Consider the following 21,741-nt stretch of genomic DNA (forward strand, 5'->3'; position numbering starts at 1 on the left):
ATTTAGAGAAAATGCTCGTCATTGTTTGTCCATTTCTACATATAGTTGATGTAGGGAGGGAAATCTGTGAAAAATAAATGGTATGCTGCAATACAGCTAGCAGCGGTGTATGTAGGTACTGTTGTCGGTGCTGGATTTGCGACAGGAAGAGAGATAGTAGTCTTTTTTTCACAATATGGATTTATCGGCTTGTTAGGAATCATTGTAAGTGGATTTATTTTTGCGTATTTTGGGGCGAAACTAATGCGTATTTCGGTCAAAATAAAGGCATCTTCCTATCAAGAGTTTACTATTTACTTATTTGGTAATGTCATAGGAACAATGATTAACATTCTATTATTACTTATGCTAATAGGAGTCTGTGCTGTGATGTTTTCAGGAGCTGGTGCTGTATTTGAAGAGCAGCTCGGCCTAGATAAAACGGTTGGCGTCATTTTTACAATTGTCCTTTCTTTAATGGTTATGATGGTAGGAACAAGAGGGTTATTTGCCGTAAACACATTTGTTGTACCTATTATGATCAGTTTCAGCTTTATTCTCTTTATACTTTCTATTTCTTTGCCAGGATTTTTGGGAGAGATATTTCAAATGGAGACCATTACTTGGAAAACGATCAGCTCTCCGTTTTCGTATACTGCCTTAAATTTGGCTTTAGCAATTGCTGTGCTAGTACCTGCAGCCTCTGAAATTGGTGATGAAGAAGTGGTTAAATGGGGAGGTATTTTAGGTGGAATTGCTCTAATGATGATTCTAATATCCAGTCATTTTTCCCTTATTATGCTGAAGGATGTTTATCTGTATTCTATTCCTATGGCTATTATTATGAAAAATTTAGCTCCACAGCTTTCATGGGTTTATATTTTAGTCATATATGGAGAAATTTTCAGTTCGGTAATCGGGAATATTTATGGGTTAGAGAGGCAGTTGCGGAGCTTCATTCCTTTACCAAGTATGGTAATAATCGGTGGAATTATTTTGGTTTCCTATTTAATTAGTTTCGTACAGTATGGCACATTATTATCCTTTTTATATCCTATATTTGGTTACATAAGCTTAGTATTCTTGCTGTTCTTATGGATTAAACCTGTGCCTAAATAATTGGTTTTCGCTTCTAACAAGAAGGTGAGGCTGGGACAAAACTAAAAAACTAATCTTTAAAGACGAATAATCTCTAAAGTAGCTTTTAAATAAAGCTACTTTCTCATGATGGTTTTCTATGTTTTTAAATATAGTCAGGTGTAAAAACTAAGTCGTTCCATTGCGCTACGGACGCACGATGCGCCGGGGAGGAAGCTAAGCCTCCTCGCTGCGCTGCGGGGTCTCAGCCTTTCCTCTATTTCCCGCAGGAGTCGAGCATCCTCCGCTCCATTACACTTCGTTTTTTAAACCTTTTTCAAAACAATAAACACGAATTTTCATGCAAATTAATTACATAATAGTTCGTGTTTATTGTTGAATGAAATGCTTATGTCCCAGCCTCATGTATTTGTCATGTAAAGATACTATTAGTTAATTAATGCTTGTAGGGGAGATGGTATACGTCCGCCTCGGTCAATGAGTTTAGCTGAACTAAATGGATTAACTCCCATTACAGGTGCTCGACCTAAAAGACCGCCGAATTCTACGATTTCTCCCTCTTTCTTTCCTGGGACAGGAATGACACGGACAGCTGTTGTTTTTTTATTAATCATTCCAATAGCTGCTTCATCGGCAATGATTGCTGATAACGTAGCTGCTGTAACATCTCCAGTCAGGGCAATCATATCAAGTCCAACAGAGCATACACAAGTCATTGCTTCCAGTTTAGAAAGGGTTAAGCTGTCATCTAAAATTCCTTTAATCATTCCATTATCCTCACTTACTGGAATGAAGGCGCCACTTAATCCACCAACATAACTACTTGCCATTGCTCCACCTTTTTTAACTGCGTCGTTCATTAAAGCTAATGCTGCAATGGTCCCATGTGTTCCGACACGTTCCAAACCAATCTCTTCTAATATTTCTGCAACACTATCATTAATAGCATTAGTCGGTGCAAGGGATAAATCCATAATTCCAAATGGTACATCTAAACGTTCCGCAACTACTCGTCCAATTAATTCCCCAGCTCGAGTTATTTTAAAAGTTGTTTTTTTGATGATTTCTGAGACTTCTCCTAAATCAGCTTCAGGATATTTCTTCAATGCACTTAATACAACGCCAGGTCCACTAACACCAACATTGATTACAACTTCTCCTTCACCTGCTCCATGGAAGGCTCCAGCCATAAATGGGTTATCTTCAACAGGATTACAGAAAACCACTAGCTTAGCACATGCTAGACCATTTTGATCTTTTGTATTTTCAGCAGCTTTTTTAATTATTTCACCCATTTGTTTTACTGCATCCATATTAATACCGGTTCTAGTCGTAGCAACAGATACGGAGGCACAAACGCGTTCTGTCACAGAAAGTGCCTCTGGAAGGGCAGCTAATAATGTTTGATCACCTTTAGTAATCCCCTTATGTACAAGGGCAGAAAATCCACCTATAAAATCTACATTTAAATCTTTTGCGGCTTTATCTAATGTTTTTGCTAGGGTTACTGCTTGTTCTACTGTACTATTTCCTAGAATTTCTGCAATTGGAGTGATAGAAATACGCTTATTAATAATGGGAATTCCATATTCCTTTTCAACAGCATTTGCTACTTCCGTTAATTTGCTTGCATACTTTGTAATTTTTTTATAGACAGACTCATTTAACTTTTGAAAATCTGAATCAGCACAATCATAAAGGCTGATTCCCATCGTAACAGTACGAATATCAAGGTTTTCCATCTGTACCATATTAATGGTTTCCATCATTTCATTCAATGCAATTTTCATTTTCTGACCCTCTTTTCTTAAACACGGTGCATGGATTGAAAAATTTCTTCTAATTGGATATTAATTTTTAAATGAAGTTGCTCGCTTAATTCATCAAACTGTTTTGTTAAGTTATCCAAGTTCTCTTTATCGGTAATATCTACTAACATCATCATTGTAAAGAAATCTTGTAGAATGGTTTGACTGATATCTAGAATATTAATGTGATTATTAGAAAGGATTGTTGTTACCTTACTGATAATCCCAATTTGATCTTTTCCAATGACACTTACGACTGCTCGACGTTGTTGAACCATTATTTCACCTCATACCTCGCAATTTTGTTTGCTTCTCAAATAAAACGATTTAATGAATGTATGAAAAAAACAGATTGGATACACCAATCTGTTTCAAAGGATAAGAAGAACCAGGACATGATTATAAATATGTATTGGTTGTTCTTCTGTCCTTTTACCTGAGATTGTGAATCCTTCGGTGCCGTTTGGGAATCCAAACGGTCTCTCCAGAAGCTGCTCCTGTTATAGTTTGATCCATAACATTCATAGCATGTAATTTATTTAAGAAATATAATGTGATGTTAACAGTTTTTTTTCATGTGGTCAACCAAATATTTCTTTTAAGCGCATGGAATATTGGAGCGGAAATTCACTTGGAAAATGGGATAAGTTTGTAACTATTAATAGGGATAAAAAAGTTGATAATGTTTATTATATAACGAAGGATGGAGGTGAAGAAGATGTCAAAAGCACATAGAGAAAAAGAAAGAGAATGGACTGTACGTAAGCAGAAACAAAAGCCACATGGAAAAGTAAAGACAAAAAAAGAATTGGCGGAAGAATAGTTTCTTCCTTATTATAAGTAATAAATAAAGCGCATACAAAAAAGAAGTCAATAAAAGGAGGCAATCCCTATATAGACTTCTTTTTTGAACATTATTTAATGATACGATAGTTTTTGTGGTTAACAACTGTTCTTTGCTCTAATTCTAAATCACGATAGTTATTCATATAAGTTAAGTCTACAATAACTGAATTTTCATTTACTTTTTCAACAATTCCTTGTAACCCTCTAAATTCAATTATATTTCCAACCTCAGCTCTTTTCACTCAAATCTCTCCTTATCATTCCAAATTTTATATAAATTCTGATTATAGTTTGCACTATTAGAACTTATTCGTAAAAAATAGCAGTATAGTAATCTTAATAAATATATACTATGAAACTGCAAATAAAATGTGTATCATTTACTTTTTTGAAATAGTCTTTTTTCGTTGCTGCTTGAAGGTAAGTTCTACCTAGCATGATGAAATAAAGGGAAATGCTGTTTATCGAAAAATTATGTATTTTTAATATAAAAGAAAGTGAAGGAAGTAATTTGGACTTCATTATCCTATTTTTTGACTATCACTAATGGTTACACTATCCTAATATTAGATGATATTATAACATAATTAAGAAAAATATCCATAATAATATCAAAAAATAATATTAAAAAAGGAAAAAGTGTAGAATTCTTTGCTTAAAATATTACAATAAATTAAAATATGGACTGAAAAAAAGATAGAAAGGGTAATTGGTGAGTGGCATGAATAAGGAATTGGCAGAAGAAATATTAGAGAAGTTAAAGAATAAAGAAATAGAAAGTTATCGAGTTAAAAAAGAGGAATTTCTCACTTTTCGATCAGAATTGGTAAAGAGAGAAGACTTTAAGCATTTTAAAGGAATTGCAGAAATTGGCGGAGATGTTACATATAAATATATGGACGAGCCAAGAAGTTGAAAAATAGGGCACCTTGCTTTTGATTCCACTTTAATCGACGGACACTGAAAATTGTTAGCTAATTATCCATCAGTGGAGTTTTAAGGTAACTCCACTGATGGAAATCTTTCTAATCAAATAGGATAGAAAATGAGTTTATTTAAAAGATTTTAAACAGGTGAAATGTTAACTTTGGGGAGTAAAAAATATAGATCAACTTGTTGAGGAGATTAGCAAGGACGGAAAGTACCCCTACAAAAAAAGGAGACCACTGCAAAAGTTCAGTGGTCGAGTGAAATGTATTCAGATGTGTGTAATAAATACGCACTCTTTTATAGCGTATTTTTATTATCCATTCGAGAAAGTTCTTTTAAGCCGTTGATTATCTTCTGTTTTGCTTCATTATCTTCCGTTCCTTCAAAACCATATTCAAATAGACTCCCGATTTTTTTCTTCCAGGTTATATGGCCAGGCATACTTATTTCGTTTTCATTTAAAATGAAAAGAAGTTGTAATAATAAGCGCGAATCACCAACAGGTAAGTCATATTCTGTCCTAAATCTTAATCCATTGGGACTTATATTATAGATAAGAGCATGCCCTTTACTAGAAAGTGTGTCTTCCTCAACCTTTAGTGTAAATATAGCGTCAAGAGAATCATTCAATTGGTAACGAAAAGCTTCATTACGTTTGTATCTCATATTCTCCCTCCCTTTATTTTTTTCTCCAATAAAAAATTATATTTATCATGTTAAATCGCGTGAACTCGACGAATGCGCCCGCTTTATATTTTCGAAGGAAAAAAACTACTCATTTTCCCACTTTTATAAGACTTAACCGTAAGCTTATGGAATTCGAGGGAAATAGAGGGGAATCAACTGTCTGTACAAAGCTGAATCGTTCCAACTAACAATCAGTGGATAAATGACGCATACCACTGAAACGGTTAATTTTATTAGTTAAACTATTCATACTTGAAAGTTCAATAATATTAAAGCTTGTTTAACGAGATATTGCAATATATTTTTCGACTAATAAATGTTTTCTATACAAATGTTTGAAGGATTTGTTACAGAGCTTTGTCACCATTTTAAGCTGTTTTCATAATATGTCCGCTTTTAATTATAATTATCTTTTTAAGTGGACAGTCACCATTTTTAATTGTATAAAAGTTGATAATTAGGGGATTTTACTAAACAGGAAGTAACTTCACACCAAGGCTAGGTTTATCAAATAAAAAATGCTAATTTTCGCCATAAAGTGAACAAATTTTTGTCGTTTAATAAATTTTGATTGTCTAGATAAGAAAGAAATGCTATTCTTTCATTTGAGATGTCTTTTTCAAAAACTTAAATTGCCTGCCTATTTTGAACAGGTCATTATATGTTCTCATCTTTTTAGAAGATGCTATAAATGGTTGTGAAGAAAGTTTGTGTGCATAGACAGCGATATTTTTCGACAAAATACATAGCTTTCGGTTTACAATTGTAATATAAAAATTATATATTATTAATGATAAACAATTGTTAATTTATATTAAGGTTGTTTAAGTTTGAAAAGTTTATCTATATGGTTACATCTTATAACTTAATCGATAAAGGAGAATGATTTTATTATGGTAGAAAAACAATTTAAAGTTATTGCAGATACAGGAATTCATGCTAGACCAGCAACGCTTTTAGTACAAGCAGCTAGCAAATTTGATTCAGATATTCAATTAGAATACAAAGAGAAAAAAGTAAATCTTAAATCGATTATGGGTGTTATGTCATTAGGAATTGCTCAAGGTGCTGAAATTAAAATTATCGCAGAAGGTAATGACGAGCAAGAAGCTATTAATGGATTACAAGAAACGTTAAATAAAGAAGGTTTAGCAGAATAATGAGTTTTTTACAAGGAATTGCTGCATCTAGTGGAATAGCCATTGCAAAAGCTTATCGTTTAGTTGAACCAGATCTTTCATTTGAAAAGACTAGTGTAGAAAATGCTGAAAATGAAATTTCTCGTTTTCAAGATGCTTTAACGAAAGCGAAATCAGAATTAGAAGCTATTCGTGAAAAAGCTAATAAAGAGCTTGGGGCGGATAAAGCTGCGATTTTTGAAGCGCATTTATTAGTATTAAGTGATCCAGAATTAATTGCACCTATTGAAGATAAAATTAAAACAGACCTAGTGAATGCTGAATACGCATTAAAAGAAACAACAGATATGTTTATTACAATGTTTGAATCAATGGATAATGAATATATGCAAGAAAGAGCTGCAGATATTCGTGACGTGACAAAGCGTGTAATGTCTCATCTTTTAGGCGTACATTTGGCAAATCCAAGTATGATTTCTGAAGAAGTAGTTGTTGTTGCAGAAGATTTAACACCATCTGATACAGCACAGCTTAACCGTCAATTTGTTAAAGGATTCACAACTGATATTGGCGGTAGAACTTCTCATTCAGCAATCATGGCTCGCTCTTTAGAAATTCCTGCTGTTGTCGGTACTAAAAAGGCTACAGATGAAATTAATAATGGCGATTTAGTAATTGTTGATGGATTAAAAGGAGAAATCCATATTAATCCAACACCTGAAATGGTAGAAAGCTATAAAAAGACTGCAGAACAATATGAACAACAAAAAGCAGAATGGGCAAAACTTGTGAATGAACAAACAGTTAGCTCTGATGGTGTTCATGTAGAGCTTGCAGCAAATATTGGTACACCAAATGATTTAGAAGGTGTTATTAATAACGGTGGGGAAGCAGTTGGTTTATACCGTACTGAATTCCTTTACATGGGTAGAGATCAGCTCCCTACAGAAGATGAACAGTTTGAATCTTACAAAGCTGTCCTTGAAGGAATGAAAGGGAAGCCAGTTGTAGTTCGCACATTAGATATTGGTGGAGATAAAGAGCTTCCATATTTAGATTTACCAAAAGAAATGAACCCGTTCTTAGGTTTCCGTGCAATTCGTTTATGTCTAGAGGAGCAAGATATTTTCCGTACGCAATTAAGAGCATTATTACGTGCAAGCTCATATGGAAATCTAAAGATCATGTTCCCAATGATTGCTACATTAAATGAGTTCCGCCAAGCAAAAGCTCTTTTAGAAGAAGAAAAAGCTAACTTAACAAGTGAAGGCGTTCAAGTAGCAGAAAAAATTGAATTAGGTATCATGGTTGAAATTCCTTCTACTGCAGTTCTTGCAGATCAATTTGCTAAAGAAGTTGACTTCTTCAGTATTGGTACAAATGACTTAATCCAATACACAATGGCTGCTGACCGTATGAATGAGCGTGTTTCTTATCTTTACCAACCATACAATCCTTCTATTTTACGTCTTGTTAAAATGGTTATCGATGCAGCGCATAAAGAAGGTAAATGGGCAGGTATGTGTGGAGAGATGGCAGGAGATGAAACAGCAATTCCTTTATTATTAGGATTAGGCCTAGATGAATTCTCTATGAGTGCTACATCTATCTTAAAAGCAAGATCACAAATTCTAAACCTTTCTAAAAAGGAAATGGAAGAATTAGCAGAAAAAGCATTACAAATGTCTACAACAGAAGAAGTTATGGAAGCAGTTAAAGCTGCAGCAAAACTTTCTGAATAAAATAGGTTTATCCTTAAAAATAGTGGGTATAAATAAAAATAGCATAAGCTCTTTTACAAGTTAGCTTAACGCTATTCTCATTTTCCCCTTATTTGAACTGACTAGATGATTCTAGTCAGTTTTTTTGTGGTTATAAAGATTCATACATGAAAAGCAAAGGATAGAGGTAAAATATTCGTATATTCATTCTTAAACTCTATGACTATAATGAGTAAGGAAAATAGGTGGGAAATCAACTCGACTATTTTTAAAGGGTCCGAGTGGTTTGAGGTAAATGCCCTCACTCATGAGTTATCAGGGCACTGAAAAAGTCTAGTTTTCCAAATAAAATGAGGTTTTATTTATTTGAAAGTGAATAATAAGCCTCGGAAAACAAAAACCTACACTAAGTTAGAATGGTTTGGTAACTACCGATTCACCAGGTAATTCACTTTTTCAGTGGCCACTGAGTTATACCGAGTAGGCTCTATTTTCTCGCAAGGATGTAAAGTACTTTTAGCTGTTATCGTATAACAAACTTTACGAAAATAGTTTTTCCATATTATTGGACAGGTTTATGGAGAATAAATAATGGGAAGTGGTTTAAAAAAGGATTTTTTATTATACATATGTACAAAGAATTGCTTTTTCGTTTATGTTAAGTGCAAAAAAAGTCAGGACAGAACAATAAGGAGTTGAATAAAGTCACATGGATTTTTATCAAAAGGAAAAAGACGTCGTATTAAAAGAGTTACAGTCATCTGCACAAGGTTTATCATCAGACAAAGTAAAGTCACTTTTGGAAAAAGAAGGATATAATGAGCTCCAAGATAAAGAAAAAGTGCCAACATGGAAGCTCTTTTTAGAAACGTTTAAAGATCCGATGGTTATTGTGTTATTAGTAGTAATCATTATCCAATTGATAATGGGTAAATTTGTCGAGTCCTTAATCATATTTTTAGTACTATTGCTTAACTCGGTTATTAGTGTTATTCAAACAAAAAAAGCAGAAAGTTCATTAGATGCCTTGCGAAATATGAGTGCACCAGAGGCTAAGGTGAGACGAGATAACACGAATAGTACAATTCCAGCCCGTGAGCTAGTTCCAGGTGATATTGTTTTCCTAGAAGCTGGTGACTATGTTCCAGCTGATGGACGAATTGTAGAAAGTGGTTCCTTAAAAGTGAATGAGGGGATGTTAACAGGGGAATCAGAAGCGATTGAGAAACAAGATAAGGTTATATTAGAAGAATCTGCGCTTGGTGACCGTATTAATATGGTCTATAGTAGTTCGCTGGTTGTTTATGGACGAGGTACTTTTGTAGTAACAGGTACTGGAGAAAAAACGGAAATAGGTAAAATTGCAGATATGCTAAATACTGCTGAAGAAAAACAGACACCATTACAACAGAAGCTTGCAGAATTTAGTAAGAAATTAGGAGTAGGAATTCTTCTTTTATCTATTCTTATTTTTGCCATCCAAGCATTAAGAATATGGTTGGGAGATGAAACGGTAGATGTCACCACGTCTATTTTGAATGCATTATTATTTGCAGTTGCAGTGGCGGTGGCCGCTATTCCGGAGGCTCTATCCTCCATTGTTACGATTGTTCTGTCTGTTGGAACAAATAAAATGGCTAAACAAAGTGCTATAATTCGTAAATTGCCTGCAGTAGAAACATTGGGTTCTACAAGTGTGATTTGCACAGATAAGACAGGGACATTGACACAAAATAAAATGACCGTAACAGATTACTTCATTCCAGAAGGAGAAAGAGAGCATCTCCCAGAAGATCCCGCCCATTGGAATCAATCAGAAAGATTACTCTTAAATATAGCGGTTTTATGTAATGATTCTTATATTAATAAAGAAAATAGGGAAGTAGGAGATCCAACGGAAGTTGCTTTGATTAATTTCTATAATGATGGAAAAAGAAGCTATGAAGAAATTCGTTTAAGATATCCAAGAGAAGCAGAACTACCGTTTGATTCAGATCGAAAGTTAATGTCTACCGTCCATACGATTGATAATCAACGGCTTATGCTTATAAAGGGTGGCCCAGATGTAATGTTCAGTCGGGCTACGAAAGTGCTAGTCAATGAAAAAGAAGAACCTTTTACAAATGAATGGTTAAACAAATTTCAGGAAGCAAATGAAGATTTCTCCCGTCAAGCATTACGAGTACTAGCATATGGATATAAAATCATGCCGAAAGATAAAATGACGATTACGGAAGAAGAGGAAGCAGATATTATCCTAGTAGGGTTAAGTGCCATGATGGATCCTCCCCGAGAGGCAGTATATGGATCAATTGAACAAACAAAGAATGCAGGTATACGTACTGTGATGATTACTGGGGATCATAAAACAACTGCCCAGGCAATTGGTCGCAAAATCGGTTTAATGGAAGAGAACGATATTGCCTTAACTGGTCAAGAGTTAGATGCTTTATCGGAAGCAGAATTAGACCATAAATTGGAGGATATATCTGTTTATGCTCGTGTGTCTCCTGAGAATAAAATTCGAATTGTTCGAGCGTGGCAAAAGAAAAATCGAATTGTTGCTATGACAGGAGATGGTGTCAATGATGCGCCAGCTTTAAAACAGGCTGATATCGGTATTGCAATGGGAAGTGGAACCGATGTGGCCAAAGATTCAGCAGATATGATCTTAACAGATGATAATTTTGTATCAATTGTTAATGCTGTTGGTGTAGGAAGAACTGTTTTTGATAATATAAAAAAATCAATTGGTTATTTATTTGCAGGGAATTTTGGAGCAATTATTGCTATATTATTTGCGGTAATAGCAGGTTGGGCTAATCCTTTTACAGCATTACAGCTGTTATTTATTAATTTAGTGAATGATTCCTTACCAGCGATTGCCCTTGGCATGGAAAAATCAGAGCCAGGCGTAATGAAGCGCAAACCAAGGGATGTTAATGAGGGAATCTTTGCCGGCGGAACACTTCGAGCAGTCGTTGTAAGAGGAGTATTAATTGGTATAGCAGTTATTATCTCCCATTATATTGGATTACAACATTCGGATGAATTAGGAGTCGCTATGGCTTTCACCACCTTAATTCTTTCACGTTCTTTGCAGACTTTTGCTGCAAGATCTAGTACACAAACGATTTTTGGTGTTGGGTTATTTTCCAATAAATATGTATTAGGTGCTGTTGGAATATGCTTCTTGTTATATTTGATTACTATCTTGCCATTCGCTAGAGAAGTCTTTGCTATTCCAGCTTCGTTTGGCATGAATGAATGGTTAATAGCAACTGGCTTAGCAATCGCTGCTGTAATTGCAATGGAAATAATGAAAGTCCTTATAGTGAGGATATTACGTAAATAAGTTGAAAAAAACTACCCTTTATATAAAATCGGTGTAAAGATTTGTATAATGGGTAGTTTTTCAGTCATTGTGAGTACGACTTTAGAAGAGAATTTAGACATTTATAAATGTTTTCATGTTACTATAAAGAAAAACAATGTTTAAATAAAATTGGAACATTGTATAAAGGAGAGGAATAGCATGTTGGCAAAAGAAACTACTACCATTGGCTTTATCGGTACAGGAGTAATGGGGAAAAGTATGGCAAGACATTTATTACTGGCAGGTTATCCTGTTATTGTACATAATCGCACGAAAGAAAAAGCAAGCGACCTTGTAGAAGATGGTGCAGAATGGGTAGACAGTCCATACGAGATGGCTTTAAAGGCGAATGTAATTATTACGATTATTGGTTATCCAAAAGATGTAGAAGAAGTCTATTTGGGGGAGAATGGATTAGTTAACAATGCAAGTGAAAATACCTATTTAATCGATATGACAACATCTACTCCTAGCCTTGCGAAGAAAATATATGAAGAAGCAAAAAAGAAAAATATTTATGCTGTGGATGCGCCAGTTAGCGGTGGAGATGTAGGAGCAAGAGATGCAAAATTATCTATTATGGTTGGTGGGGACGAAGAGGTGTATAAAGAACTTCAGTCCATCTTTGAGATATTAGGCACAAATATCGTTTATCAAGGACCTGCAGGCTCTGGTCAGCATACAAAAATGTGTAATCAAATTGCTATAGCCTCTACCATGATTGGCGTTTCAGAAGCAATTGTTTATGCAAAGAAGGCAGGATTAGATCCAGAGAAAGTTCTAGAAAGCATATCAACTGGTGCAGCAGGAAGCTTCTCTTTAAGTAATCTTGCGCCAAGAATGATAAAAGGCGATTTTGAACCAGGTTTCTATATAAAGCATTTTATTAAAGACATGCGGATTGCTCTTAAAGAAGCAGAAGAAATGAATATGGAAACACCTGGTCTATCTCTTGCAGAAACATTATATAGCCATTTATCTGCTAAAGGAGAAGAAGAAAGCGGCACACAAGCTTTATTTAAATATTGGGATTGATAATAAAGAGCTTCCACATCTGTGGAAGCTCTTTGCTTCTAATTCATATACGTTGTCATATATTTCTCTAATCGATTACATGCTTCTTCTAATGTTTCCATTGAATAGGCAAATGAAATCCGGAAATATCCTTCTCCTAATGCAGAAAAAGCACTGCCAGGAACAACCGCTAAATTTACTTTATCAACTAAATCGAGACAAAAGTCAAAGGAATTCAACTTTGTTGTCGGTACTTTTATGAAAAAGTAAAAAGCACCATCTGGCATTACTACGTCCAATCCGATAGAAGTTAAGCGATTATATACATATTCTCTTCGCATTCGATAGTCATCTCTCATTGGCTCGGCATCATTTATACCAACTGTTAACGCCTCTAGTGCAGCTCTCTGAGAGACAGAGGAGGCGCAAGTTACATTATATTGATGTACTTTAATAATTTGCTGACTAAGATATGCTGGTGCAAATAATAGTCCAATTCTCCAGCCGGTCATACTATGGGATTTAGATAGTCCGTTAATGACAATGGTTTGTTCACGGAGAAACTCAGCAATAGATACATGCTTTTGATCATAGAGTAATTCACTATATATTTCATCTGCTAAAATAAAGATGTCTTTACCCTTAATAAGAGCAGCAATTTCCATTAATTCTTCTTTCGATAAGCTGACTCCTGTAGGATTGGATGGGTATGGCAAGACAATACATCTAGTTTTTTCTGTGATGTATTTTTTTATTACGTCAGCTGTAAAACGAAAGGAGGTATCACGAATGTCTGCATATACTGGAATAGCATCACATAAACGGATAATTGGCTCATATCCAGGATATACAGGACCAGGGAGTATTACTTCGACTCCTTTATCGAGAATGGTTCGAAAGGTAACATCTATTGCTTCACTAGCTCCAACTGTAACAAGCACTTCATTAGAAGGATCATAAGAAAGATTATATTTATTATGTACGAACTGTGATGCTGCTTTCCGTAATTCTAGCTCCCCAGCATTATGTGTGTAGGAAGTGAAATTTTCGTCAATAGACGTTTTAGCAGCTTCTTTAATATGAAGAGGTGTCGGAAAATCTGGCTGACCAATCGTTAAAGAAATCATCCCTTCCTTTCCAGCGACCATATTAGAGAACTTCCTAATGCCAGAAATCTCAATATTTTTAACTTTTTTATTGATTAAATGTTCCATATTAAGTCTCCCATCATAATGTATTCTATTATGATATCAAAAGCGGAGATTATTGAAAACCATAGACAAAATAAAAAAGAGCAGTGACAAAAAAATCAATCACAGCTCTATCTATTTATCGTGAATTAGTAACCATAATCCCAATCAACGTCTTCTTCCATTAGGAATAATTGCTCATGATTCTCTAATTTTTCCGTTATTTGTACAGTTTCTTCGTGTTTTTTCCATGCTTCTAAGTCAATATTTTCTAAAAAAGTTACAGATAAGTCTTCATGAAAAAGAATTGCAGTACCCTTCATTGTGTACTCGTCCTCTCTTTAAATATATTTTAGCAATTATCTTTTCATTCTCTCCTTCACTTGCTTACACTTTTAGATTATTCCAATTGCACTAAATCGTCTAGGTCTTTGTTATACTTTTCACGAAATAGTAAAAAAAATATAAACATTTTATGAATATTTAAAGAAGGAAGGAAACAAAGGAATTCATTAATTGTATAAAAATTGTAAACCTTTCACCTATTACATAAAAAAGGTTGTTTAGATAATAAATTCCATTTATCATAAGAATAGGAGGGGGAAATTAAATGGTAACAACAATACATATAGAAAAAAACGAACAACCTGAATATGCAGGATTTTGGATTCGCTTTGGAGCATGGGTAATCGATAGTATTATTATCGGGATTCCCTTATTAATTCTTTCAAATGTCATTTTTGCTTTTTTTGTAAATTCAATGGAAATCCCGGAAGAGCTATTAATGGATCCAGCAAGTGTAGACACATTATCTGATGCAGAAATGTTATCGATAATAGGACCGATGATGACCGCATTTTTTGGAACAATGGGTATATGTTTGCTTATTAGTCTTTTTTATTATTCGCTACTTCATTCATCAAAATGGCAAGCGACAATTGGGAAAAAACTTTTAGGGTTAAAGGTAACAGATAAAAATGGGAATAGATTATCTTTTTGGAGAAGCCTAGGAAGATATGTAGTATCAAGTCTTTTATCGGGAATCCTTTTGATTGGTTTTATTTTGGCTGCTTTTACAGAGAAAAAACAAGCATTACATGATTTAATTGTTGGTTCTCTTGTGGTGAGAAAATAATGCGTTTTATTTCCTATCCATAAGGCACAATAGGCAGCAAGAGCATTATGGATATGTCAAAAGTTCCTAATAGGGGATAATGAACAGTAAATAAAATGTCATACTTGCTTTTTGGAGAGGAGAGCTTGATGGATGGAGTCAGTAACAAATAAAGTTCAAATGGAAAAAAAAGGATGGGCGTTGTATTTTTCCTTGCCCATTCTTTCTTGGGCATTATATGATGCTGCTAATACCATTTTTTCGTCTAATATTAATACAGTCTTTTTCCCCTTCTATTTAAAGGGAATGATTGGTTCAGGTGAAGTACAGCAACAAATAGCATCCACGTTTATTTCGTATGCAAATGCCCTTGCAAGCATTTTATTAGTTATCTTTACACCGTTATTTGGAGTAATTATGGACAGAACAGGAAAAAAGAAGAAATATATTGTAATCCTGACACTATTAACAGTGCTAGGAACAATTGCAATGGGAATCTTTTCGTCTATTGAGTTTTCACAAACGATTCTTGGAATACCATTGTCCTTAGGTTTCGTGGTTCTTTTTTTTGTACTATCGAAATTTACGTATCATTCTAGCTTAGTATTTTATGATTCAATGATTTCTGATTTAGGTAGCAAGGAACAAATCCCGTTAATTTCCGGATTTGGTGTCGCAGTAGGTTATATCGGAACACTTATTGGATTATCTGTTTATTTATTTATAGATGACGGGGCTTTTAATCAATCATTTATACCAACTGGGATTCTCTTTTTGCTCTTATCCTTGCCATTATTTTATTTCATTAAAGACAAACCAAAAGAAAATGTCCAAAAGCAATCTATTTTCTCAGGCTATGGTGAAATAGTGGAAACCTTTAAGCAGATGAGGAATTATCGAAAGATTTTTACTTTTATGCTTGCCTATTTTTTTCTTAATGATGCCTTAGCAACTACAATTGCTATGATGGCAGATTATGCAAATACAGTTATTGAAATAAGTTCAGGTAAATTCATTATTCTATATCTTGTGTCAACTATTGCAAGTATCATTGGATCCTTTATCTTTGGATATATTGCAAAAAGAGTTGGAGCATATCGAGCTGTACGATATGTAGGGATATTATTAGTTATCGCTTTGATTATTGCAACGTTTGCTTGGAATCAATGGGCATTTTGGATTGCTGGGAGTCTTTTTGGAGTTGCTCTAGGGAGTATGTGGGTAACGACAAGAACATATATTGTTGATATTACTCCAGAAGAGAAGAGAGGCCAGTTCTTTGGACTATTTGCCTTTTCTGGTAAGGTATCTTCCATTATCGGTCCATTTGTATATGGTACGATTACACTCATATTTGCTGATTTAGGAAATATAGCGAGCAGGATGGCGCTAGGCTCGTTAATTATTTTAACTATTATTGGATTAGTAATCCATGCACGCGTAAAAGAAGAATGGTAGGCTAGGCTGTTCAAGAAGGCTAACGAAAGCAGATATTCCGTAAATGGTGAAACCAATGGAAAAAGCTGCTTGATTGTTGCCTTTAGGAACAGTCTTTTTTAATATAACTGTATTAGGTATAGTAATTGTTGGCTAGATGGATTAAAAAAGAGGATATTGTTAGCGAGCAAAGATAGTTTCTAATTGGAGAAAATTGAATAAACTTACTTTAAGAATAGATAAATAGTCCGATATAAAGAATAGGTAAATAACTGAAAAGTGGATTTCATAAATGAACGAATTTTTAGAACCACGAAAGGACAGAAATAAATGAAAAACGACAAAGGAATACTTTTAGAATCTGGAACAAATGAGCTTGAAATTGTGGAATTTAGTGTTGGAAAGAACAATTTTGGTATAAATGTTATTAAGGTGAAGGAAATTATTAATTCAGTACCGATTACTCCAATACCACATGCCCATCCCTATGTAGAAGGAATAATGGAACTAAGAGGAGAAGTATTAACAGTAGTTAATCTTGCAAACGTATTAGGATATGCTCCTTCTGATACTCCTGAAAAAGATAAATATATTGTTTCTGAATTCAATAAAACAAAAATTGTTTTCCATGTTCATAATGTTACACAAATCCACCGGATATCATGGGAAAATATTGAGAAACCATCTGAGACTTATTATGGATCAGAAAGCCAAATAATTGGTGTAGTTAAATTAAACGGAGAGATGATTTTACTGCTGGATTTTGAAAAAATAGTCGTAGATATTAATCCTGAATCCGGAATTAATGTACAACAAGTGAAAAAATTAGGGGAAAGAGCAAGAAGTGATAAGAAACTAATTGTTGTGGAAGATTCTGCCCTTCTAAGAAAATTATTGGAAGATACGTTGAGCGCTGCAGGCTTTCAATACATTACATTTTTTGAAAATGGTCGTGAAGCATTAGCTTATTTAACAAAAAATGTGGAGAATGGTACTTCTATAGACGAGGTTGCCCAGTTAATGATTACAGATATTGAAATGCCACAAATGGACGGGCATCATCTAACAAAGCTAGTTAAAGATAATACAAACTTATCTAAGTTACCTGTCGTTATATTTTCGTCATTAATTACAGAGGGTTTAAGACATAAGGGGCAGGTTGTTGGAGCAAATGCCCAAGTAAGTAAACCAGAGATTAACGAATTAATTCAAATTATCGACGACATCATTTTATAATACTTATGTTTTAAAAGAAAAGTATGTGATTTAATGAAAGCTGCCAAGCTATTTTGACCTTAAGAGCAAAATAGCTTGGCAGCTTTTCTTTGTTAAAGAGATAAGTTGATTAGAGGGATTAGCCCCTTTGCAAATATTTGAGAAAGAGCAAAAATTAATAGCTTTCACCGAGCTTTTTAAATACTGGTTTTTGGTATTGCTTTTTGCGGAATGTTTGATTAGGTGGCGAATCTTCTTTTAAACCAGTGTAAACGGATAAAAGCTTTTTTGATTGTGTTAAGGATAGAGTTGATTTGGGATTTCGAACACTTTGATTGAGAGATCCTAAATGTGGCAATTCCTCAAAATCCTTTTTAGTTGGAGGTAGATGAAAAGTATAGTTTTTACATGCAATTAATAGATCTGATTGTTGTTGGCTATATTTTGGATTGTTTGAGAAGTGTAGACCCATTTTTTTTGCTTTGCCTTCTGCTAATAGCTTATGTAAACTGTCATGCTTCAATTTATATAAAAACTTTGGGTTTGGAGCAGTTTTTGCATGACGATTTACAACAGAAATTGCTTGGAGAAGATTTTCAACAGTAGGTTGTATTGGTGGTGGATATTTTTGCTGCTTATTCAATCGGTTAATGCTCCTTTCTTACTAAATTGTACAAGTTATTATACTATTTTTACGAGAGAAAAGGAAATAAAAAGAGAATATCTTTTCCGTTATTTCTTTAAAATTAGAATAATAATCTAGGATTAGCCCTTTTATACGACTAAACTAAATTTTTTATCTATTTAAGTACAAACTTTCATATATATGCCGATAAAAGTAGTAAAAGAAAATTAGATTGGATAGCGATTGTTAATAGAGTTAATCTTATTCGAAACAAAATAATATATCGCTGCATGTTAGGAATGAGATGGATGAACGAATTTAACAAGAATAATGCAAGTAAGAAAATGATAGCACAATCTAAATCAAATATAGAAAATATTATTTTTGAAATTATTTTTATGTATATAAAAGATATGGTATTTATTATGAAAGCAGAAAAAGACAATACTTTTCGGTATATCTTTGTCAATGAGGCTGCCTTTTTATTTTCTCAATTACCAATTGATTTCATAGGGAAAAGGTTTCAAGATGTCTCTTCTAAGAAAATAGCTGATAGATTACAACAGGAATATACGATTGTATGTGAAACAAAGAAGAATCATATTTATACAGATCAAATACTGACAGATAATGGCGATATCATTTATGCGGAATCTGTTTTGACGCCTATTATAGATGAACAGAATGAAGTAAAGTATATTGTATCCATCACAAGAGATATTACAGAGTCCATTAAAGAAAAACGATTGTTGCATGAAAGCGAACAGAAATATCGTTCATTAGTTCAAAATAATTTAGATGCCGTATTCACGGTTAGCTTAGATGGGGTTATTCAAGAAGTGAATCCAACTGGATTAAAGTTAATTGACTTTAGTGATGTAAAACTGCCACTGTTTTCACTGTATGAACTCATAGATGAGGGTAATACCTTATTTTACGATAGCTTTAGAAAATGCAAATTAACGGAAACATCCCAATCGCTAGATTGTAAGTTAAAAAGCAAAAATGGAAAAAAACTGTCCATTCATACAAAATTTGTTCCCATTAAAGTGAATGATACCATTAGAGGTATTTATGTTATCTTAAGGGATATTTCTGAACGTGCGGAAACGGCAGAAAAAATTCGCTATATGTCCTTTCATGATCAGCTAACGGGTCTTTATAATAGAAGAGCCCTTGTTGAAGATTTAAATCTGGAGATTAAGAAGGCTGAAACAGAGAAAGTTACGTTTGCCTTAATGACGATTGATTTAGATCGGTTTAAATATATCAATGATACATTTGGTCATATTGTCGGAGATCAAATTCTCATAAAAGTTGCGGAACGATTATTAGAATTTAAAAATCATAAATGCCATGTATATCGACAGGGAGGAGATGAATTTAATATTCTCCTGTCCAATACAAATAGACAAGAAACAGCAAGCTTAGTTCAACGTATTATCTCAAGTTTTGCAAATTCCTTCTACTTAAACTCTCATGAATACTATATTAGCCCGAGCATCGGAATTAGTATGTATCCATATGATGGAGATGACATGGAGAAAATCATTAAGAACGCGGATGAGGCACTTTTTCGCGTGAAAGAAAGAGGTAAGGCACATTATCAATTCTATCGTTCTGATATGACTTCAAATTTAACAAATGTAGTATCATTAGAAACAAAATTGCGAAAAGCAGTCCAAAAAAATGAACTAAAATTGTATTATCAGCCACAAATTGATTTAAAGAGTCATACATTTAATAGTTTTGAAGCATTATTAAGATGGGAGAGTCCTTCATTGGGACTAGTTGCACCCAATGATTTTATCCCACTTGCTGAAGACACAGGTCTCATTATTTCTATTGGAAACTGGGTAATCGAAAAGGCATGTGAGCAAATAAATACATGGAAAACTTTATACCATAAGGATGTGCGTATAGCAGTTAATATCTCACCAAAGCAATTTCAACAACCCAATTTTGTTGAAGTGATACGTTACTCTATTCAAAAATTTAATATTAAACCGTCCTTGCTGGAGATTGAGATTACAGAAGGGGTTATGGAGAATATTAAAGAAGCAATTCCTATTTTGCGAAAACTAAAGGATTTAGGGGTTATTATCTCTGTCGATGATTTTGGAACTGGTTATTCTTCTCTAAGCTATATTAAGCAATTTCCGATTGATGTATTAAAAATTGATCAATCCTTTGTAAAAGATGTGGTTACAAATGCAAAGGATGCTGCCATTACGACAACGATTATTCACTTAGGACAAAATTTAGGGATAGAAGTTATTGCAGAAGGTGTGGAAACGAAAGAGCAAGAAGACTTCTTAAAAGAGGCAAATTGTCAAAAAGCACAAGGCTTTTATTATTCTCGACCATTGACTTGTGAAGAGGCGGAGCAATTTCTTAAGGATTTTTAAACATGAATAGAAAGATGGAAACATAAACTTATATTAAGCGAGTTAATAAAAAGGAAGACCCTAGAAGGATAGCTGGACGCATATCTTTTTGTTAGTACTTAAAAAAATGTAGGGTTGAGTCTATTTGAAAGAAACACGTTGATTGCAGCGCACAGATAATTGCTTTTTGGAGGAAAAGAATAAGGGAATTTGGATTTACACTCGGAATCCCTTCTTTACTTTAACAATTATCAATAGGTGGATGCAATCAACGCTAATCGTTAAATGTTTTTGCAAACAAATTATGAATACGTTCTATTTATTATCCTTTTTATACACTTTTACCGATAACTAATAGCTCTGGACTTTAAAGCATGCCAAGATTTAATAAAAGTCTTTTTATCGACTTTAACATTCTTTTTACCTGATAAGGGGTCATTTAAGTAAACATGATTCTTACTGAAGCCAACTAATACAACAGCGTGTAGGTCTAATGGTGTTTTAATTGTTTTTCCATTGTGTTTCCATGATTCCCATCTATCTGGTAAACGATAATCACCTGTTGTCCAAACTACAATTGGATAACCATTTTGAACATGTTTCTCTAAATCATGGAAAGAATATTTCGTTAAGTTAACGGCTCTTTCTGGGAGGTATTTGTTAACTAGATCTTCCATTGGCTTATCAAATACAGCATACCCAGGCTTTTTTCCAGTCATATCACCTACGAATCCAATAGAGGGGTCTCCCCATTCGATAATATTCCCATTTTTTCGAATCAATGGGTCTATGTCCTTCTGAATATTTTTGTAAAGCTCCATTTTATTTACTTTAACACCAGCGTAATTCAAAACCATCGTTAAACTGGTCACTTCACATCCATATTTTAGTTCAGGATTTTGTTTTATCAAAGGAACATCAAGCAATGCACTTTTGTTCGTGCTAGATTCTTGATGTAGTTGTTCTACTTTTGGCTTACTCTCTTCAATATGGAAATATTCCCAAGTTTGCTCGGACCCGAAAAAGGGAGTGAGCAACAGTAATAGCTTACACAACTGCATTTTACTACCTCTTTCTTGCCAACTCCTATTTTTTATCATACGAAATTTCAAACAAATTATAAGGACATATTATTACCAACACCTTATCCTTTTTTTATTGTGCTTGCCTGTGGA

19 protein-coding genes and 1 riboswitch are annotated in these 21,741 nt (G+C 33.9%); of the genes, 11 read left to right on the forward strand and 8 right to left on the reverse strand.

Annotated elements, in window-relative coordinates; translation table 11 throughout:
- The first annotated feature begins 66 nt into the window (after window positions 1-66).
- Window positions 67-1,098 (forward strand): YkvI family membrane protein, encoded by a 1,032-nt coding sequence (locus ACTNDN_RS02220; RefSeq protein ID WP_031534151.1) that lies wholly within the window; start codon window positions 67-69, stop codon window positions 1,096-1,098.
- Between the two features lie 407 nt (window positions 1,099-1,505).
- On the opposite strand, the gene ACTNDN_RS02225 is transcribed toward ACTNDN_RS02220, so the two are convergent.
- Both ACTNDN_RS02225 and ACTNDN_RS02230 read right to left on the reverse strand, forming a co-directional pair.
- A complete protein-coding gene (locus tag ACTNDN_RS02225; RefSeq protein ID WP_441130678.1) occupies window positions 1,506-2,867 on the reverse strand; it encodes a PFL family protein in 1,362 nt (453 codons plus the stop codon).
- A 17-nt stretch (window positions 2,868-2,884) separates the two neighbouring features.
- Complete coding sequence (locus ACTNDN_RS02230; RefSeq protein WP_031534154.1) at window positions 2,885-3,163, reverse strand: ACT domain-containing protein; 279 nt, start codon at window positions 3,161-3,163, stop codon at window positions 2,885-2,887.
- A gap of 136 nt (window positions 3,164-3,299) precedes the next feature.
- Window positions 3,300-3,383, reverse strand: a riboswitch (glycine riboswitch).
- A gap of 220 nt (window positions 3,384-3,603) precedes the next feature.
- Here ACTNDN_RS02230 and ACTNDN_RS02235 point away from each other — a divergent pair.
- A complete protein-coding gene (locus ACTNDN_RS02235) occupies window positions 3,604-3,708 on the forward strand; it encodes a DUF6254 family protein (RefSeq protein ID WP_251627369.1) in 105 nt (34 codons plus the stop codon).
- A 91-nt stretch (window positions 3,709-3,799) separates the two neighbouring features.
- Here the strand turns inward: ACTNDN_RS02235 and ACTNDN_RS02240 are convergent, their stop codons facing one another.
- Window positions 3,800-3,973, reverse strand: a complete 174-nt coding sequence (locus ACTNDN_RS02240; RefSeq protein WP_065429081.1) for a YkvS family protein — start codon at window positions 3,971-3,973, stop codon at window positions 3,800-3,802.
- A 479-nt stretch (window positions 3,974-4,452) separates the two neighbouring features.
- Between ACTNDN_RS02240 and ACTNDN_RS02245 the strand changes: the two genes are divergently transcribed.
- The gene (locus ACTNDN_RS02245) at window positions 4,453-4,647 is read left to right on the forward strand and encodes a hypothetical protein (RefSeq protein WP_441130680.1); all 195 of its coding nucleotides are present in this window, start codon (window positions 4,453-4,455) and stop codon (window positions 4,645-4,647) included.
- Between the two features lie 311 nt (window positions 4,648-4,958).
- Here the strand turns inward: ACTNDN_RS02245 and ACTNDN_RS02250 are convergent, their stop codons facing one another.
- Window positions 4,959-5,327 (reverse strand): PilZ domain-containing protein, encoded by a 369-nt coding sequence (locus ACTNDN_RS02250; protein ID WP_441130681.1) that lies wholly within the window; start codon window positions 5,325-5,327, stop codon window positions 4,959-4,961.
- A 914-nt stretch (window positions 5,328-6,241) separates the two neighbouring features.
- Here ACTNDN_RS02250 and ACTNDN_RS02255 point away from each other — a divergent pair.
- The 4 genes from ACTNDN_RS02255 to ACTNDN_RS02270 all read left to right on the forward strand — a co-directional run bounded on the left by ACTNDN_RS02255 (window position 6,242) and on the right by ACTNDN_RS02270 (window position 12,619).
- Window positions 6,242-6,508 (forward strand): phosphocarrier protein HPr, encoded by a 267-nt coding sequence (locus ACTNDN_RS02255; protein WP_031534161.1) that lies wholly within the window; start codon window positions 6,242-6,244, stop codon window positions 6,506-6,508.
- Window positions 6,508-8,229, forward strand: a complete 1,722-nt coding sequence (ptsP, locus tag ACTNDN_RS02260) for a phosphoenolpyruvate--protein phosphotransferase (RefSeq protein ID WP_031534163.1) — start codon at window positions 6,508-6,510, stop codon at window positions 8,227-8,229. Before ACTNDN_RS02255 ends, ptsP begins: the two co-directional genes overlap by 1 nt.
- A 688-nt stretch (window positions 8,230-8,917) precedes the next feature.
- Complete coding sequence (locus tag ACTNDN_RS02265; RefSeq protein WP_031534165.1) at window positions 8,918-11,563, forward strand: cation-translocating P-type ATPase; 2,646 nt, start codon at window positions 8,918-8,920, stop codon at window positions 11,561-11,563.
- A 180-nt stretch (window positions 11,564-11,743) separates the two neighbouring features.
- Window positions 11,744-12,619 carry an NAD(P)-dependent oxidoreductase gene (locus tag ACTNDN_RS02270; protein WP_441130684.1) on the forward strand — a complete coding sequence of 292 codons (876 nt, stop codon included), beginning with the start codon at window positions 11,744-11,746 and terminating at the stop codon, window positions 12,617-12,619.
- A gap of 38 nt (window positions 12,620-12,657) precedes the next feature.
- Here ACTNDN_RS02270 and ACTNDN_RS02275 read toward each other — a convergent pair whose 3' ends face one another.
- A complete protein-coding gene (locus tag ACTNDN_RS02275; protein ID WP_031534168.1) occupies window positions 12,658-13,812 on the reverse strand; it encodes an aminotransferase A in 1,155 nt (384 codons plus the stop codon).
- Window positions 13,813-13,937: 125 nt separating this feature from the next.
- On the reverse strand, window positions 13,938-14,111 hold the full coding sequence (locus ACTNDN_RS02280) for a hypothetical protein (protein WP_155986730.1): 174 nt from the start codon (window positions 14,109-14,111) through the stop codon (window positions 13,938-13,940).
- Between the two features lie 287 nt (window positions 14,112-14,398).
- Between ACTNDN_RS02280 and ACTNDN_RS02285 the strand changes: the two genes are divergently transcribed.
- The 3 genes from ACTNDN_RS02285 (at window position 14,399) to ACTNDN_RS02295 (ending at window position 17,575) form a co-directional block, all read left to right on the forward strand.
- On the forward strand, window positions 14,399-14,923 hold the full coding sequence (locus ACTNDN_RS02285; protein ID WP_441130687.1) for an RDD family protein: 525 nt from the start codon (window positions 14,399-14,401) through the stop codon (window positions 14,921-14,923).
- Window positions 14,924-15,055: 132 nt separating this feature from the next.
- Window positions 15,056-16,360 (forward strand): MFS transporter, encoded by a 1,305-nt coding sequence (locus ACTNDN_RS02290; protein ID WP_441130689.1) that lies wholly within the window; start codon window positions 15,056-15,058, stop codon window positions 16,358-16,360.
- A gap of 309 nt (window positions 16,361-16,669) precedes the next feature.
- The gene (locus tag ACTNDN_RS02295; protein WP_441130690.1) at window positions 16,670-17,575 is read left to right on the forward strand and encodes a chemotaxis protein; all 906 of its coding nucleotides are present in this window, start codon (window positions 16,670-16,672) and stop codon (window positions 17,573-17,575) included.
- Window positions 17,576-17,729: 154 nt separating this feature from the next.
- Here ACTNDN_RS02295 and ACTNDN_RS02300 read toward each other — a convergent pair whose 3' ends face one another.
- On the reverse strand, window positions 17,730-18,197 hold the full coding sequence (locus ACTNDN_RS02300; RefSeq protein ID WP_031534174.1) for a YkyB family protein: 468 nt from the start codon (window positions 18,195-18,197) through the stop codon (window positions 17,730-17,732).
- Between the two features lie 290 nt (window positions 18,198-18,487).
- Between ACTNDN_RS02300 and ACTNDN_RS02305 the strand changes: the two genes are divergently transcribed.
- Window positions 18,488-20,587 carry a sensor domain-containing protein gene (locus tag ACTNDN_RS02305; RefSeq protein WP_441130693.1) on the forward strand — a complete coding sequence of 700 codons (2,100 nt, stop codon included), beginning with the start codon at window positions 18,488-18,490 and terminating at the stop codon, window positions 20,585-20,587.
- Between the two features lie 320 nt (window positions 20,588-20,907).
- On the opposite strand, the gene ACTNDN_RS02310 is transcribed toward ACTNDN_RS02305, so the two are convergent.
- Window positions 20,908-21,627 (reverse strand): C39 family peptidase, encoded by a 720-nt coding sequence (locus tag ACTNDN_RS02310; protein ID WP_441130695.1) that lies wholly within the window; start codon window positions 21,625-21,627, stop codon window positions 20,908-20,910.
- Window positions 21,628-21,741 lie beyond the last annotated feature (114 nt).

It is taken from the genome of Niallia sp. HCP3S3_B10 (assembly GCF_052064465.1).
Classification (GTDB): Bacteria; Bacillota; Bacilli; order Bacillales; family Cytobacillaceae; genus Niallia; species Niallia hominis.

Bases quoted from the DNA above. Each gene is read 5' to 3' on its own strand.
- ACTNDN_RS02270 (WP_441130684.1), top strand. From the start codon at position 11,744: ATGTTGGCAAAAGAAACTACTACCATTGGCTTTATCGGTACAGGAGTA.
- ACTNDN_RS02255 (WP_031534161.1), top strand. From the start codon at position 6,242: ATGGTAGAAAAACAATTTAAAGTTATTGCAGATACAGGAATTCATGCT.
- ACTNDN_RS02235 (WP_251627369.1), top strand. From the start codon at position 3,604: ATGTCAAAAGCACATAGAGAAAAAGAAAGAGAATGGACTGTACGTAAG.
- ACTNDN_RS02250 (WP_441130681.1), bottom strand. From the start codon at position 5,327: ATGAGATACAAACGTAATGAAGCTTTTCGTTACCAATTGAATGATTCT.
- ACTNDN_RS02245 (WP_441130680.1), top strand. From the start codon at position 4,453: ATGAATAAGGAATTGGCAGAAGAAATATTAGAGAAGTTAAAGAATAAA.
- ptsP (WP_031534163.1), top strand. From the start codon at position 6,508: ATGAGTTTTTTACAAGGAATTGCTGCATCTAGTGGAATAGCCATTGCA.
- ACTNDN_RS02280 (WP_155986730.1), bottom strand. From the start codon at position 14,111: ATGAAGGGTACTGCAATTCTTTTTCATGAAGACTTATCTGTAACTTTT.
- ACTNDN_RS02265 (WP_031534165.1), top strand. From the start codon at position 8,918: ATGGATTTTTATCAAAAGGAAAAAGACGTCGTATTAAAAGAGTTACAG.
- ACTNDN_RS02285 (WP_441130687.1), top strand. From the start codon at position 14,399: ATGGTAACAACAATACATATAGAAAAAAACGAACAACCTGAATATGCA.
- ACTNDN_RS02310 (WP_441130695.1), bottom strand. From the start codon at position 21,627: ATGCAGTTGTGTAAGCTATTACTGTTGCTCACTCCCTTTTTCGGGTCC.
- ACTNDN_RS02225 (WP_441130678.1), bottom strand. From the start codon at position 2,867: ATGAAAATTGCATTGAATGAAATGATGGAAACCATTAATATGGTACAG.
- ACTNDN_RS02305 (WP_441130693.1), top strand. From the start codon at position 18,488: ATGAACGAATTTAACAAGAATAATGCAAGTAAGAAAATGATAGCACAA.
- ACTNDN_RS02230 (WP_031534154.1), bottom strand. From the start codon at position 3,163: ATGGTTCAACAACGTCGAGCAGTCGTAAGTGTCATTGGAAAAGATCAA.
- ACTNDN_RS02290 (WP_441130689.1), top strand. From the start codon at position 15,056: ATGGAGTCAGTAACAAATAAAGTTCAAATGGAAAAAAAAGGATGGGCG.
- ACTNDN_RS02295 (WP_441130690.1), top strand. From the start codon at position 16,670: ATGAAAAACGACAAAGGAATACTTTTAGAATCTGGAACAAATGAGCTT.
- ACTNDN_RS02275 (WP_031534168.1), bottom strand. From the start codon at position 13,812: ATGGAACATTTAATCAATAAAAAAGTTAAAAATATTGAGATTTCTGGC.